This window comes from Bradyrhizobium sp. Kon58 (assembly GCF_055807455.1).
This window is the reverse complement of the sequence record NZ_JBVVOT010000023.1, coordinates 47,001-62,669: the sequence shown is the minus strand read 5'-3', so window position 1 is coordinate 62,669 and position 15,669 is coordinate 47,001. Positions and strand designations below refer to the sequence as shown.

Here is a 15,669-nt window from a genome sequence, read left to right as displayed (position 1 = left end):
TCTCATTCATATTCTGCTGCGCAGAGATCGATTCTGTTCCTGCACAAGGAACTCGTTTCGCTCGCGATTTGTAGCTTCGATTTTTATCTGAAATTCACACTCGACAGAGAAGCTTGAACGCAATCCCTGCGAGCATTTTCGCTCGCGCTGAAATCGAGTGTGCAATGTCCGATCAAACCATCCTGTCCGCCAGCGGCTTCATCAACTCCATCGGCGTGAACACGCATGCCGGCTTCGGCTGGACCGGCTACAACAATCTCGCGCTGATGGTCGATGACCTCATGTATCTCGGTGTCACCCATCTCCGCGACGCCATGGGAACCAGCCCGGCGGCGCAACCCGTCGTCGAGGGTCTGGCTGCTGCCGGCTACAAGTTCGACTTCCTGGTGTCGTCCGCCCTACCCCAGACCGGCACAACCGGGCTGCAGAACTACATCGCCTCGCTCCAGAAGTTCGCGACGAGCCACCCGGGCAGCATCAGCGCCATCGAAGGGCTCAACGAGGCCAATCACCAGCCCTTCAGCTACAATGGCAGCTCGAGTCTTACCGCCGCGGCTCAGTTCCAGAGCGCGCTCTATCAGGCGGTCAACGCCAATGCCGCGCTCGGCAGCATCCCCGTGTACAATCTGTCACTGGCCTATAACGATCCGCAGGGCTACAGCCAGCTCGGCAACATGTCGGGCTCGGTCGACTACGCCAACGCCCACGCCTATGTCAGCACCAGCCTGACGACCGGCAGCTCGATTTCGGCCACGCTGAGCGCCGTGATGGCCGCGGCACCGGGAAAACCGGTCGTCATCACCGAGACCGGCTACACCACGCAGGCCGACACCCAATATCTCGGCGTCAACGAGACGGTGCAGGCCAAATCGATCCTGAACACCCTGGTCGATGCCTACAAGGCGGGCGTGAGCGCGACTTATCTCTACGAGCTGCTCGACCGCGACTCCTCCGCCAGCAATACCAACCCCGAGGCCAATTTCGGGTTGTTCAATTCCGACGGGACGCCGAAGCTCGCCGCCACGGCCATTCACAATTTGACGACCATTCTGGCCGACGACGGCAAGGGAAACCTGCAGCCGACTGATCCACTGAACTACACCCTGAGCAACATGCCGGCCACCGGCAACAGCATGGTGCTCGGCAAGAGCAACGGCGCTTACGAGCTCGTGGTGTGGGCGGAGCCGAAGCTCTGGAACGATCCCACCGATACCGAGGTCTCCAATCCGGCTCAGACGGTCACCGTGAACCTCGGCGGCGTGCATCATTCGGTCAAGGTGTACGACACGCTGACGGGAACCACTGCGATCGCCAGCTATACCGACGTCAGCACGATCACTATTCCGGTCAGCGATCACCCGCTGATCATCGAGATCGATGCCCCTCCGACCACCACGACTCCGCCGGACACGCGGACCAGCGTCAGCGGCACCGCTGCCGAGATCGTGCCGCAATTGTCCGACCTCAGCACGTCGACGGCGCTGAAGACGATCACGCTGACCGACTCGCATGTCCTACCGGTCGCCTCGAAGGCGACCATGGACTACATGATCGCCCATTACGGCGGCGCTCTCTCCAAGATCGAGGGGGGATACTCGTTCTCGGTAACGAATACGGCCGCGACCTGGCGGAGCACGAACACCTACAATTCCGGCGGGACGCTGCTGTCGAAGTCGGACACCGGCCTGAATTCGAGCGGACAGCCGACCTCGACCACCGTCGCCTACACCGACGGTTCCAAGGACCTGATCAGCTACACCGGCGGCGTGAAGACGAAATTCGTTCACGTCGGCACCGACGCAACCAGGACCACCGACACCTACAACACCGCCGGAACCCTGCTGAGCGAAGTGGTCCAGAAGTCCGACGGCTATTACTCCACCACGCTCTATACGAGCGGCGTGAAAACCGCCGCCTATGTCAAGAATGCCGACGGCTCGCAGGACAATTACACTTACGGCATCACGGGCAAGAGCTTCACGACCCAGGTTCAACACCTCGATGCATCCGGAAAGATCACCTCGGTGACCCGCAGCCACGCCGACGGCTCGCTGGACTCGACGCAAGTCTACAACCCCGACGGCAGCAGCGTGATCACCACCTATAGCGCCACGGGCGTCAAGCTGGTCGAGACCGCCTATCACGCCGACCACAGCAAGGATGTCTGGACCTACAACATCACCGGCCAGACCTACGCGACCGAGCACGACGTCTACAACGCCACCGGCTTCCTCACCGGCCTGACGCGATTGCACAGCGACGGCAGCCTTGCCTTCAAGCTCACGCAGACGACCGCCGGCACCAAGACGACCGATTGGTACAATGCCGCCGGCAGTCTCACCAGCGAGGTGGTCCAGAAGGCCGACGGCTTCTCCTCGACCACGCTCTACAGCAACGGCGTCAAGACCAACGCCTATGTGAAGAATGCCGACGGCAGCCAGGACAATACCGCCTACGGCATCACAGGCCAGAGCTACACCACGCTGATCCAGCACGTCGATCCCACGGGCAAGGTCACCGCCGTGACCCGCAAGCATGCCGACGGCACGCTCGACTATACCCAGGTCATCAACAGCGACGGCGGCAGCGTCGTCACCAATTATGATGCCGCGGGATCGCGGACCAAGGAAACCGACTTCCATGCCGACGGCAGCAAGGACGTCTTCCTCTTCAACATCGCCGGCCAGACCTACACGACCGAGCACGACATCTACGATGCGACCGGCTTCCTCACCACGCTGATACGCAAGCACGCCGACGGCAGCATGGCGTTCAAGCTGTTGCAGAGCGCCGATGGGACCAAGACCACGGACTGGTACGACGCCAGCGGCGTCCTCACCAGCGAGGTGCTCCAGAAGCCGAGCGGCTACAGCGCGACCACGGTGTACACCAACGGCGTGAAGACCGCGGCGTACATCACCAACGCCGACATGAGTCACGACAATTACAGCTACAACATCATCGGTCAGAGCTACACCACGCAGTACCAGCACCTCGATCCGTCCGGCCAGACCACCGAGGTGACCCGTTGGCATGCGGACAACTCGCTCGACTATACCCAAATCGTCAATAGCGACGGCAGCAGCGTGGTCACCAACTACGATGCATCAGGCGTCAAGAAGACGGAAACCGACTACCACGCCGATGGTTCGAAGGACGTCTTTCAGTTCAACGTCGCCGGCCAGACCTACACGAACGAGCACGACAGCTACGATTCGACCGGCTTCCTCACCGATATCGTTCGCACCCACGCGGACAACGGCCTGGCCTTCACGCTGAAGCAAAGCGCCGACGGAGCCAAGACCTCCGACTGGTACGACGCCCACGGCGTCATCACCAGCGAGGTGACGACCAAGAGCGATGGTTACAGCTCCACGACCGTCTATAGCGGCGGCGTGAAAAGCGCTGCCTACATCAAGAACGCCGACGGCACGTCCGACAACTGGAACTACAATATCACCGGGCAGTCGTACACGACCCAGCATCAGCACCTCGATGCCTCCGGCAAGATGGTCGAGCTCACCCGGACCCACGCCGACGGGACTCTGGACTATACCCAGGTCATCCACGACGACGGCAGCAAGCTGACGGACATCTACAACAGCGCCGGCACCAAGACCCAGGAGATCGCCAACCACACCGACGGCTCCAAGGACGTCTTCCTTTTCAACTTCAACGGACAGACCGGGACGACGCAGCACGAGAACTACAACTCCGCCAGCGCGCTGCAATTCTTCGATCAGAGCAAGGCCGACGGCACCCACAATGTCACGGCTGTCGCCGGCGGCGTGACGATCCAGGGCGGGGCCGGCAACGACGTGTTCTCGGCCGCGCCGAACTCGACCACCATCGCCTACGATCATGGCCAGGACCAGATCCTCAACTTCCAGGCCGGCGACGGCACGACGCACGACGTGGTCCAGATCTCGAAGCTGCTGGCCGCGGACTACGGTCACCTGCAGATCACGCAGTCCGGCACGAATGCGCTGATCACGTTTTCGGACAGTGATTCGATCCTGCTGAAGAACGTCTATGTCTCCAGCCTGACGAGCCACGACTTCGTGTTCGTCTGAGCCGGGCGGACTGATTGCTGCATCAACGTCGAGCGGGCCGGGACCCATCAAGGTCCCGGCCCGCTCACTTGGCGTCTGCCTCATCAAGAGGCAGTGTTGGGACGATGAAGACGTTCGCTTCCCTGGCAAGACGGTCTCGAGGAACTCGAGGCTGACCGATTCGCGATCACGCTGCCTCCGCCGCTGCATCCAGCGAACTTGCGTCACAATTCGACTCTAGAAGAGAGATGAACCGCGCAAGGACTCCGAGACCCGATGGAAGCCAGTGAAGCAAGACGTTTTGTCGTTCTCGACTTCTACCGCTTCGTCGCCGCGCTCGGGGTCTTCATCTTCCACCTGAAGCTGATCGACACTGGCATTTCGCCGGCCTGGAACGGGTCCTACGGCCTGTTCGTGGACATGTTCTTCATCCTGTCCGGCTTCGTGATCTCCTATTCCTACCCGTCCGACGCGCGTGGCGTGGCGGCCTATTCCCGTTTCATGATCCGTCGCATTGCACGGATCTATCCGCTGCACCTGCTGAGCTTGCTCATCTTCGTGGTGCTCATCGGCGTCGGCCTGGAGCGCACGGCCCGCTCGACCCCGCTGGACTTCCTGTACAACCTTGTGCTGCTCCAGGCCTGGGGCGTCACCGACCATCTCAGCTTCAACTCGCCGTCCTGGTCGATCAGCGCGGAATTCTTCTGCTATCTGGTGTTTCCGCTGCTGATGCTGCTTGCGCGCAAGGTCCAGCCGATCGTGCTTGGCGCGATCGTCGCAGCGCTCTATCTGGTTCTTGCCCACGGCCATCTGCCGATCTGGCAGGAACGGTCGCAGATGTATGGAGCCAATTTCGACTACGGGATGCTCCGCGCGCTGCCGAGCTTCCTGAATGGCATCCTGCTCGCCATCCTATTTCGGATGTCGCATCCCTATCGGCACAAGCGGATGATCTTCGCCGGCATCGGCACGTTCGGCCTCTCCGTGCTCGTCCTCAACGTCTTCGCCAAGCCGGATCTGGCCATTGTCCTGTTCTCCTGCGCGATCCTGCTCACTGCGGTCGGCGAAAGCGCCTTCAGGCAGTTTCCGGGTGCCCGCCTGCTTGGACGGCTCGGCAACACCTCATATGCGATCTACATGCTGCATGATGCGGTTCTCATTGCCGTGTTCAAGCCGTTGTGGACCTGGCTCGGACTGCGGCCTGATCAGTTCGCCCTGTTCGCCCTGGCGTGCTGTGTGGTCCTGACCGTCATCGCTGACCGCACCTACGCCTATTTCGAAAATCCGGCGCGGCGCTTCATCAACCGCTGGGCCGACATCGGGGCCGCATCCCCGCGCAAGGCGGCCGCAACCGACACCTCCGTCCGCTTTGACAACACCACCGAACGGGCGGTCAACTGACCGCCTGCCGATGACATGAGGCCGTTCAAGCGACCTTCCCGTCGGCCTCCGGCACAGCCCGCATCGCGCTCTCGCCCAGCAGCGGTGCGATGTTGGCGCGGGACAGTTCCATGACTTCGGGGAGCATCTGCCGCACCTTCCCGCCGGCGGCTTCGTGTGCGCCCAGGAAGTGCAGCACGAACTTCTCAAAGCTGTCGTCGACCAGGAACTGGGTCGGCGACAGCAACAGCGATTCGCTGACGCCAAAGTGTGCGAACAGGCCCTGGAACTTGTCCTGATAGGTGATCGCTGCGACAGGCGTGCCCTGCCCAAGCGCCGCAATCGCCAGATGCATGCGCCCGGTGATCACGCCGTCGACCCGACCAACCACGGCCTTGATCTCGCCCGCCGACAGCGCCTGATCGACATGGTGCACGTGATCGCCGAGCGTGGGCTTGAGGCGGTCGGCCAGCGGCCGCAGGCAATTGTCGTCGGCGATCTCGGGGCGGTAATCATGTGCGAGCAACAGCCAGCTTGCATTGTGCTCCCGAGCAAGCCGCTCAATGGCGACCGCCGCGAGCTCTATCATGTGCCGCAGCTTGGCCGGCTCCGGCTTCCTGAACAACATCGGATGGATGTTGAAGACGAAGACCTTGCGACCTTGCTCGCGTTGTCGCGCGATCGTCGCCGCGATCTGCTTCACTGCGGCCGTCTCCGCCCGCGGCGTCAGCATGAACGCCGCGTCGGCGACCAGATGGGCGCGTTTCCGGGCGAAATCGTCGAAACGCTGAAGGGATATCGCATCGCGCAGGTTCAGGACCACGCCCGGATCTAGCAGCCGGAACACCTCGCGCAGCGCCTTGGCCGGGCGGGAATTGAAACTGAATCCGAGCACGCTGACCTTGGCGCCGAATGCCGCCATCAGGTCCGCGACGAGCAGCATGCGCGCGGCATCGACCGGAGAATAGTAGCCGTCGAGCACATCGGCGCCGAGAACCAGCCCGAAATCCGGCCTCGTGAGCGACAGCTCCTGGGCGACCGTCTCGTACGAAAAGGGCTGCCGCCAGAGTTCGAGCGGCTTGAAACCCATCGCGCGCACGTCCGCGCTGGCCGCTGCGGTTGCGGTGACGATGTAGACCTCGAGATCCGGATAGGTCCGCCTCAACTCCCCCGTGGCCGCTTCGATCATGGCCTCATCGCCGCGCGACTGACGAACGCTCCAGGGATCGGAAGGGAGCACGACGAGCCGGCGCGGGTCGTTGCGCGGCGCGGCGTTGACGCCGACGTCCCTCCGGGCGTTCTGCCATCTGCGCAGCTCGAGCAAATCGAGCGCCAACGGCGTATTCTTGGCGCTGTTGAGCCAGCCTCGGAGTTGCCTGCGTACGGGCACCGGGATCAATTGCTTCACGACAGTCTCCTCGTCTTCATCAAGCGGTCGCACCGCGCTTCACGACGAAATCAATCAGGGAAAGGAGCTGCTTCCGCCAGAACAGCAGAAGGCCCGTCAGATAGGCCGCGCCAAAACAGGACGACAGCAGCCCGATCCGCAAATAGGGGTTCATGCCCAGCGTCGCCTCCCGGCACAGCACGACCGCGCCGTAGGCCAGAACGATGGCGCAAAGGCAGCCCGCGATGGGACGTAGAAACTGGCTCCAGTTCAAGCCAAGCAGCCGAAGCGCCAGCGCAAACGTGACGGGGGTCACCACGAGCTGCGAGAACGCGAAGATCGTGGCCAGTTGACCAATGTCGCGCGACGGAAGCAGGAACATGGCCGGCACGACCGTGCAGAATTTCAGGATGTTGAGCCCAAAGACATAGTTCGGCTTCCCCAGCGCGCCGAAATAGGCGCTGTTGACGAACTGCACCGTCTGGACCGCGCCGATCAGCATCAGCGGCCGCATCACGGCTTCGCTGCCGCCCCATTTCGCGCCAAACAGCAGCAGGGAGAACTCCGGCGCGATCGCCGCGAGCAGCACGAAGACGGGAGATCCGATCAGCGCGCCGAGACTGACGCTGCGCAGATAAGCGCCTGCGATGCGATCCCGCTCGTGCGCGATCCTGGACAAGGCGCTCAGCGCGACGTCCATGACCGCCTGGGTGAGAAGTTGCATCAGGATCAGGTAGACTCTCGCCCCGACCGTGTAGATGCCGAGCGCCGCGACGCCATAGAGCGACAGGATGATCATGTCGATGGTCCGCACGATGGCGAAATCCAGCAGCCGGTTCAGCATGACGTGGATGCTGTAGCCGGAGAGCTCGCGGAGGCTCTTCAGATCGTAGCCGCGCATCGGCAACCATCGCGGCTGGCTCCAGAGCCACAAGCCGCTGATCGCGCTCTGAACGACCACCTGGATCACGAGGCTGAGGGCGCCAAACCCGGCATAGGCACAGGCGATCCCAACGACGCCGGAGACGGCTGTCGCCACCATGGTCCTGACCGCGAGCACGCGAAAGTCCATCTGGCGCTTGTAGAGCGCCTCCTGGAACAGGGTCGCGGTACCGATCGGAAGCGAGAGACTGGCGGCCGTCAGCAGCGGCGCGAGCCCCTTCACGTCGAACCAACGCTCGATATGTGTCGCGAGGAGTGCAATCAGAACGGCCAGCAGCACCGAGGCTGCAAACGAGCAGAAGAACGGCAGCGTCACATCGGCGGGCTCGAGCGTCCGCCGCTGGATCAACGCATCGCCGAAGCCGAATTCAGCGATGGAGCTCAAAAGCAGCAGGACGAAGGCGACCAGCGCCGCGAGGCCGAAATCCGCGGGATCGAGCAGTCGAGCCAACACCAGGAACAGCACGAACGACAATGCGCGGCCGCCCCAATTCTGCGCGAGCGACCAAAACAGCGCCACGACGACCTGATGTTGCCTGCCTCGAGTGACGTTCATCAACAATTCGACCCAATTTCGATCCAGACGACGCGAAACGATGATGACGCGCCACCGCTTGTCGCCGCTCACAACGGCGACTGATTGCTCGCGACATTACGACGGAGTGATGGCAATCAGATGAGCGCCATCACGATTCCGATTTAGAGTGGAAGTGAGTTCAAATCGTGGACTACACTCCAATCGCTCTCTGCGATGTGATGCAAAATGGATGCCTTGATGAATTCGCCCGCCCCGCGTTCTATCCCCAATTCCAGACGCCTGCGTGTGGCGATCTACGCACCGCATTTTGCAGAATATTCCTACCGGCTCGCTGCGGGATTGGCTCACCATTGCGACGTCAGGCTCGTGCTCAACCGCAAGGATGCCAACCAGCAATGGGAACTGGCCGATATCGCGGTTGCGGCTCCCTTCGAAACCCGGATTCGCGATTTGAGCCTGCGCCGCGGCGGCGTGCTCGGGATCCCGGCCTCTTTCTTCGACATAATTTCGTTTCGTCCGGACGTCGTTCATTGTCACGAAGTTCCGGAGATCTACACGTCCCGGCTGATCCAGTTCCTTCGCCCACTCGGCATTCCCCTGGTGCTGACGGTTCACGATGCTATCCCGCATTCGGAGGGCGGCTCCGGCACCTCGCCACGCGAGGACGGCTGGCGCGGACGCATGCGCGCCGCAGCCTCGATCGTCACGACACATGGCGAGAGTTGCATTGCCGGTTTTCGTCGCGCCTCGCCCGACTTCAAGGGCGCAACGGTCTCCAGCATGCACGGCGTGCTCATGGTTCCACCGGCCCGAGGTACGGTCGCGGCGCCCGAAGCCGCACGCATCCTGTTCTTTGGACGGATGTGGGCCTACAAGGGCCTCGACGTCTTCATCGACGCCATCGACATACTGGCCAAGCGCGGCGTGGCGCATGAGGCGATCGTCGCCGGCCGCGGCCCGGAAATGACCCGGCTCGGGGCGCGGATGGAAGCGATGCCGACGGTCAAGACCATCAACGCCTACATTTCGCCCGCGGACACCGGACAGCTGTTTCAGTCGGCGACCGTGGTCGCCCTGCCCTACAAGGATGCAACGCAGAGCGGCGTGCTTGCCTCCGCTTACGGCAATGCTCGTCCCGTCGTTGCCAGCGCCACCGGCGGCATTCCCGACGTCGTCACCGACGGAGTCAACGGGCTGCTGGTTCCACCGGGCGACGCCACTGCATTGGCCGATGCACTCGAACGCGTGCTGACCTCGAAGCCGCTGGCCGCAACATTGACCGACGGCGCACGGCAAACCGCGGCGGGTATTTTGAACTGGGACCACATCGCCGAACAGCTGCTGGGGTCCTATCACAAGCTCGCCGGCCGTACCGTGAGCTGACCGCGACGGGCACGCGGCGGCTCAAACCGATTGCCCGACCTTCAACGGCCGAAAGACCATGCCGCGGATCACGCCGTCCAGCAGGCGCCTCAGCCTGACCTCGATCAGCTCATAACTGACCGCGCTTGCGACCAGCGACATCACGAGCCCGAGCACGATGAAGGCGGCCCACAGCAGCCAGCGATCGACGCCGGCTGCGACCAGCTTCAGGCCGATCACCTGCAACGGGAAGAGCACGAACGGGTGCACGAGATAGAGGCTGTAGCTAATCTTGCCGACATATTGCAGGGCCGGGACGCTCAGAGCCTTGCCGAGGCCCGACTCCGGGGCAAGCACCATGCCGAACAGCAGGAAGCCGGGAAGCAACGCCACGAAGGGGTGAAACAGCACCAGGCTTGCATACATGGCCGCTCCGCAAGCCAGGCCCACGGCCAAGCCGAGACGTCCCGGAATACGAATCCGAAAGCCGGTGGCGCTGTAGAGCATACCGACGCAGAAGAACGCTGTGATCGGCCAATGCAGCAGGCAAGCGATGCCCAGCAGGATCAGGGGGGCTGCCAGCATCTTGCCTCCGACGCGCAGCATCGAGAACGTCACTGCAAACCAGATGTAGAACGCCCACTCATAGGTCAGTGTCCAGGCATTCTGCTGGGCGATGGGCATACCAAGCGCGTCCTGCACGAAAAACAGATTGGCCGCGAAGATCCCGAGATAGCTCGTCAGGTCGATTCCACGGAAGAACTTGTAGCCGACGATCGGACCTATCGCGAACAGCGCAAGATGCAGGACGACGAACACCGGCATGATGCGCAGGACGCGATCGAAGAAGAAGCGCGACAGCGAGCCGTGCCGCACCAGACTCGCCGGGATCAGGAAGCCGCTGATCATGAAGAACAGCTCGACGCCATGCCCGCCGACATTGATCACCGATTGCAGCCAGAGCCAGAGTGGCGGGAGGAAGCCGGGATCCGGGATGTCGTACATGCCTCCCTTCGGCATGTCGTAGAAATGATCCATCAGCACGCTCAGCGCCGCAATGCCGCGCAGCCCCTGGACCGACGGAACGAACGATCCGTCGTAGGCGGCGCCCGGCTGGTGCGGCGCGTTACTCATTCTGCAGCACCCTGGGTACTGAGCGCAGGCTCGAGAACGACCTTCTTTCTGCGTGCCGAGCGAAACCTTTGTCCGAACGCGATACTGGGCTTCTCGACGTATGTAAACGTCATCCAGCTGACCAGGATCGACAACGCCAGGATCAGGGTCAAGAAGATCGCCCATCCGAGCGGCCCGTCGCCGAACCAGACGAGGCGATGGATGAAGACGATCACGAACGGCGACATCAGGTAGACCGAATAACTGATCACGCCGACGAACGCCATCGGGCGCCACGCCATTCTCTCACCGAACACGGCAAAGCCGATGAAGACGAGCGCCGCGCAAACATAGGCCGCTGCGATCGAATAACTGTAGAAGAAATTCTCGTGGTAGACGCCTCCGAACCGCCGATCGGCGAGGGCGATGGCGAAGATCGCATACAGGAGCGTGCAGACCGCCACGTGGGACCATCGCAGCTTTCCGCCGATGACGGTGTCGCGGATGATCTTGCCCAGGAACATCGCCGACAGGTTCAGCCCGACCTCCATCACCGAGGAAACGGCCCTGTTCTCAACCAGGAGCGCAGCTGTGGTTCCGACCAGCGCGGCCGCAATGACGATCGTCACCGCCGTAAAGCGCCGGTTCAGCAGCCCCATCGCAAACAGAATGGTGCATCCGACATAGAACAGCAGCTCGATCGCCAGCGTCCAATAGAACACCCAGAGGTTCGGGACGTTCACGAAGGTCTGCAACATCGTCACGTTCGCGGCGATCTGCCCGAACGGATAGATTTTCGAATCCAGCAGCTGCATCGTCACGAGCCCGACTATGAGCGAGGTCCAGTAAGCCGGGTAGAGCCGGAAGAAGCGGCTGATGGCAAAATCCCGCACAGGCGTGGCGCTGTCCGGGAAGCTGAACGGAATGACGAAGCCGCTGACGAAGAAGAACAACACCACGCCAAACCGGCCAAAGTTCATGTAGTAGCCGAACACATCGTGGATGGGCCAGTAATAGGCACCCGTCGGGTGCTTCTGGACGATCACCTCGAACACATGCTGGACCAGGACCGACAACACGGCAATGCCGCGCAGCGTGTCGATGAATGCGAGTCGCCTATGCATCATTCGTTCTCACCTGCTTCCGCTTGCCGCCGGCATATCCGGACGGAAGCCTTCCAATGACGGCATCGGCGGCCGCACTACGATTGGTATGGCATCGCCGGCCCGCGTGGAGGCAGCGCGGCGCGAAAACACCTCGCTGAAGCTCAATGCGATGATCAGGAGGCCGGATGCCGGGCCGTAGTTCAACACCGTGATCGTGAACAAATTGACGACGAAGATCAGCGTCAGCTTGTACACGTCGGTCGCGCCGAAGGTCGCCCTGAACACCATCACCATGAACGCGACGAACGGCAGACCGAACATCAGGTAGGTCCCGATATAGAAATTGTCGACGGGCACCCAAAACGCCGCGAGCGGCGAGAACAGCTGCTGCGGATAGTTGAAGCAGCCTGCACCGCAGCCGGTCACCAGGCCGATCGGCATGAGCTGCGTCATGTAGATGAACGGCTTTTGCCAGCTGTTATTGATGCGATCGAGGATGCTGAAAAGGGTCGAATGCGGCACCGCGGCGGTCCCGGAAGCAACCACGATCATGAAGAACGGCACGAAGATCGAGGCATACGACCACAGCGCGATGGTCCGGATCGCGGGAAAGCGCGACCTCTCCGGTAGCATCCGCACGAACACGAGCAGAAGCAGATAGAGTACGAGGACGATCATGGTCGTCTTGCTCGTGGTCAGCTTGATGGTATAGATCGCAATGGAACCGAATAGGAGGCACCAGGTGGTGCTCATGCGAATAGACGTGATCGCGAACGACACCAGGATGAAGAAGGCGGCCATGGTGTTGTCGGCCGCAAAACCCATCAGGCGCTGGTCGTCCCCGCCATAGGCCCACCACAGCCGGCCCGCCTCCCGAACCGCGCCGAAGGACTCGTATTTATACCCGACCCAGGGCATGAGATAGAATTTGGTCAGCAACACTCCGATGACGGAAAGATAGAACGTCAAGGCGATGACCGACAGCAGTTTCTTGTACGAGCCGAGGCTCGAATCGCAAAAGCAGAATCCGACGAACACCGGCAGCATCATCTTAAACGATGAGATTGCTGCGTTGACCGTACCCAGCATGAAATAGCCGAGCACGAGCGACAGCATGATCTGCACCAAGACCAGGAGCGCCAGGGTACTGCGATTGCGCAAGATGCAATGGACGAAGAACTGGATGAGGCACAGAAGCGCAATGGCGTCGGGCACATACCAGAGCGCGTTCATGTGATAGATGCTGGTGTAATAGCGAATCACGCCGCCGAAGGCGTCGCGGACCAGATAGGCCCCGAGCGCGACTGCCTCGATGTTGAGGCTGATCAACGTGATTTTCGGCCGATGCAGCGCGAGGATCGTCATATCGGGCTCAGTTCGTCAGCCGCGCCGATTGCGCGGGAGATCGCGCGAAATCCCGACGGCTTCCGAGCGCATTTCGCATGAGCTTGCCGCCGGGGATTTCGACGTAGAGATAAGTGAAGTGCGAGACCGCCAGCACGGCGGCCAGCGAGACCACGAGGTTCAACGTCGCCGGCAGGCCCGCCCAGACCGAATCCAGCGCGGCTATACGCCCTGCCCCGACGGCCCGCACGAAATATTCGGCAAGCAGCACCACGAGCGCGTGCACCATGTAGATCGAGTAGGACCGTTTTCCGAGCCAGACCAGCGGCTTGACCACCAGCATCCGCGGCACCAGCAGCGCGTCCGGAAAGGCCAGCAAGCTGCCGAGGAAGATCGCGAACGTCACCGGCGCAAGGAACGTTGCCGCAGGATTGGTCTCCGACAGGGACACCAGCACGATGCTGGCGATCATGGCGGCGAATTGCAGCGCGCCCTGCACGGCAGGACCCGGCTTGGCCGGCAGGCGGTCGACGAACCTCACCGTCAGCACACCCAGGAAGAAGCTCACGAAGCAGCGCAGGATGCCGAAATCGGTCTGAAGCCCGAGGCTCCTCTTGTCCAGTACGAAGATGATGACGACCAGACTGCAGATCGCAAGCGCCCCGCAGAGAACGTAGAACCAGAGCAGGGACCGCATGCGCTGGGCAAGCAGCACGATCAGGCCAAACACCAGATAAGTATAGAATTCGACGCTGATGCTCCAGCTTGGCGCATTCCAGCTGAGATAGTCGATGAACCCCATCGAGTGCAGCAGCAGGACGTTGAGACCGAAGGAATAGGCATTGTTCACTTCGAACGCCGCCGGCGCGGCCACCACGACGCCGGCCATGACCAAACCGATCCGCAGAAGTCGAAACAGAAGATTTGCGATCAGCATGACGATGTGCAGCGGATAGACCCGCGCCAGGCGCCGCACCATGAACTCGCGCAGCGAGAAGCGCCCGAAATCGCCCTCGACGTAGCTGAGCGACATGACGATCCCGCTGAGAACGAAGAACAGATCGACCAGTAGCCACGAGCTTCTGAAGAACGAGCAGTTGATCCACGCATTGTGCGGGAACGCCGCGAGGAAGGTCGGCATCAGCAGGAGATGGTGAATCACCACCGACGTCGCGGCGATCCCCCGAATGCTGTCGAGCGGCAGGACATGCGCCTTCTCACGATGAACCATCTCCGTCACATCAACATTCCCAGCTATTGCACCGCAGCAGTGTGTATCAGGTCTTGCGCGTGTTCAATCTCTGCGATCGCGGGCTCGCATTCGACGCATGAGGGTCGACGATAATTTCAAGGCTCGCAGATCATTCGGACATGCGATCGCCAAGTTCACGCCACTTTTTACGTGAGATCGACCTGCGCCGGCGCGCAAGTCACTTCGGACGTGATGATTGCGAGTATTTACGTGCAAAGTGTGCGCGAAATTCGACGCTGCTGCGATCAACGCGACCACAAAGAGTTTTGATCCTTTCGCATGCACGCTGCCCCGCATATCGCCTGATAATTTTTCGCAGCCGGGAACAATGACTCGCGTAACGACTTGTGTCGGTTTTGCGACGCATGCCCGAGGCACTTCGACATGCAACGCCTCAAATCAGTCTGCAACATTCCTAGGCGGAGGCATGCCGATCTCGCAGGCATTGCATATCTCCATTTTGCAACCGATCGGGAAAAGGCAATGCACGCGTTGTCTTAGAGCACATGCACTCAGCTTTTGCGTCGCACAAAAATTGACACAGTTAGCTGTCAGGTTTCGCGTGTTCTCCTATTGCAACAGGGAGGAAGGGACACGGATGGGTTGCGGACTAACACGTTGTCTTGCGAGATCGCGATGGCTACCAATCATCTTGGCAGGTTCAGCCTTGATGGTCGGGAGTATCGATGCTTGCCGCGCCCAGTGCGTCGAATTTTCCGATCGTGCCTCACAGCTCGAACTCGACACATTCGTAAAATCGCCCTCCTCGCTCCTGGAGCGGCTGCGCAATGACAAGGAGAAGCTGAGATATCGGCTCTCCAACTATATCGCCACAAGCCCGTCGGTGTTGCCGTCCGTTCAGACGCTCATCTCCACTTCGGCTTCAACCGATCGCTCGTCCATCGGCGCCGCGCTGAGGATTGCCGAAGGGCGATGCACGTCGAAGAAGCCGGACGCCGCACGCAAGATCAGAGATTTCGTGCAGCGGATCGGCGATCTCAGCGTGCAGGCAGGCTATGCCGCCGCGGGAGACGACGCCTCCGGCGCCCAGGCGCAATCGCAAGACAAGGGCCCGGCGCAACCGCCTCGAGGCGGGGCGCTGCTCGAAGGCGAGTGGAAGACCAAGCTGGCCAACCCGTTCAAGCCCGTCCCCCTTCCGAATTGATCAGCGATCGTCAAAAGGCAGCGAATTA

10 protein-coding genes are annotated in these 15,669 nt (G+C 61.4%); 4 read left to right on the top strand and 6 right to left on the bottom strand.

Annotated elements, in window-relative coordinates:
- The first annotated feature begins 164 nt into the window (after positions 1-164).
- Together AC0L20_RS29010 and AC0L20_RS29005 are read left to right on the top strand one after the other, a co-directional pair.
- Positions 165-4,073 (top strand): RHS repeat domain-containing protein, encoded by a 3,909-nt coding sequence (locus AC0L20_RS29010; RefSeq protein WP_473294079.1) that lies wholly within the window; start codon positions 165-167, stop codon positions 4,071-4,073.
- 255 nt (positions 4,074-4,328) lie between these two features.
- Entirely contained in the window at positions 4,329-5,453 is a 1,125-nt protein-coding gene (locus AC0L20_RS29005; protein WP_007606793.1) for an acyltransferase family protein, read from the top strand.
- A gap of 25 nt (positions 5,454-5,478) precedes the next feature.
- Here AC0L20_RS29005 and AC0L20_RS29000 read toward each other — a convergent pair whose 3' ends face one another.
- On the bottom strand, positions 5,479-6,840 hold the full coding sequence (locus AC0L20_RS29000) for a polysaccharide pyruvyl transferase family protein (RefSeq protein ID WP_007606792.1): 1,362 nt from the start codon (positions 6,838-6,840) through the stop codon (positions 5,479-5,481).
- Positions 6,841-6,859: 19 nt separating this feature from the next.
- Entirely contained in the window at positions 6,860-8,317 is a 1,458-nt protein-coding gene (locus AC0L20_RS28995) for a lipopolysaccharide biosynthesis protein (protein ID WP_007606791.1), read from the bottom strand.
- Positions 8,318-8,536: 219 nt separating this feature from the next.
- Between AC0L20_RS28995 and AC0L20_RS28990 the strand changes: the two genes are divergently transcribed.
- The gene (locus AC0L20_RS28990) at positions 8,537-9,682 is read left to right on the top strand and encodes a glycosyltransferase family 4 protein (protein ID WP_473294078.1); all 1,146 of its coding nucleotides are present in this window, start codon (positions 8,537-8,539) and stop codon (positions 9,680-9,682) included.
- 21 nt (positions 9,683-9,703) lie between these two features.
- On the opposite strand, the gene AC0L20_RS28985 is transcribed toward AC0L20_RS28990, so the two are convergent.
- Genes AC0L20_RS28985 through AC0L20_RS28970 form a run of 4 tightly spaced genes read right to left on the bottom strand, consistent with a single transcriptional unit; the run spans position 9,704 to position 14,455 of the window.
- Positions 9,704-10,795, bottom strand: a complete 1,092-nt coding sequence (locus AC0L20_RS28985) for an acyltransferase family protein (RefSeq protein WP_007606789.1) — start codon at positions 10,793-10,795, stop codon at positions 9,704-9,706.
- Positions 10,792-11,901 (bottom strand): acyltransferase family protein, encoded by a 1,110-nt coding sequence (locus AC0L20_RS28980; protein ID WP_007606788.1) that lies wholly within the window; start codon positions 11,899-11,901, stop codon positions 10,792-10,794. The genes AC0L20_RS28985 and AC0L20_RS28980 overlap by 4 nt, the downstream gene beginning before the upstream one ends.
- Positions 11,902-11,907: 6 nt before the next feature.
- Complete coding sequence (locus AC0L20_RS28975) at positions 11,908-13,245, bottom strand: hypothetical protein (RefSeq protein ID WP_007606786.1); 1,338 nt, start codon at positions 13,243-13,245, stop codon at positions 11,908-11,910.
- A gap of 7 nt (positions 13,246-13,252) precedes the next feature.
- The gene (locus tag AC0L20_RS28970; RefSeq protein ID WP_456769695.1) at positions 13,253-14,455 is read right to left on the bottom strand and encodes an acyltransferase family protein; all 1,203 of its coding nucleotides are present in this window, start codon (positions 14,453-14,455) and stop codon (positions 13,253-13,255) included.
- A gap of 448 nt (positions 14,456-14,903) precedes the next feature.
- Between AC0L20_RS28970 and AC0L20_RS28965 the strand changes: the two genes are divergently transcribed.
- On the top strand, positions 14,904-15,641 hold the full coding sequence (locus AC0L20_RS28965) for a hypothetical protein (protein WP_231171083.1): 738 nt from the start codon (positions 14,904-14,906) through the stop codon (positions 15,639-15,641).
- Positions 15,642-15,669: the final 28 nt, after the last annotated feature.

Bases quoted from the DNA above. Each gene is read 5' to 3' on its own strand.
- AC0L20_RS28995 (WP_007606791.1), bottom strand. From the start codon at position 8,317: ATGAACGTCACTCGAGGCAGGCAACATCAGGTCGTCGTGGCGCTGTTT.
- AC0L20_RS28980 (WP_007606788.1), bottom strand. From the start codon at position 11,901: ATGATGCATAGGCGACTCGCATTCATCGACACGCTGCGCGGCATTGCC.
- AC0L20_RS28965 (WP_231171083.1), top strand. From the start codon at position 14,904: ATGCCGATCTCGCAGGCATTGCATATCTCCATTTTGCAACCGATCGGG.
- AC0L20_RS28990 (WP_473294078.1), top strand. From the start codon at position 8,537: ATGAATTCGCCCGCCCCGCGTTCTATCCCCAATTCCAGACGCCTGCGT.
- AC0L20_RS28985 (WP_007606789.1), bottom strand. From the start codon at position 10,795: ATGAGTAACGCGCCGCACCAGCCGGGCGCCGCCTACGACGGATCGTTC.
- AC0L20_RS28970 (WP_456769695.1), bottom strand. From the start codon at position 14,455: ATGGTTCATCGTGAGAAGGCGCATGTCCTGCCGCTCGACAGCATTCGG.
- AC0L20_RS29005 (WP_007606793.1), top strand. From the start codon at position 4,329: ATGGAAGCCAGTGAAGCAAGACGTTTTGTCGTTCTCGACTTCTACCGC.
- AC0L20_RS29010 (WP_473294079.1), top strand. From the start codon at position 165: ATGTCCGATCAAACCATCCTGTCCGCCAGCGGCTTCATCAACTCCATC.
- AC0L20_RS28975 (WP_007606786.1), bottom strand. From the start codon at position 13,245: ATGACGATCCTCGCGCTGCATCGGCCGAAAATCACGTTGATCAGCCTC.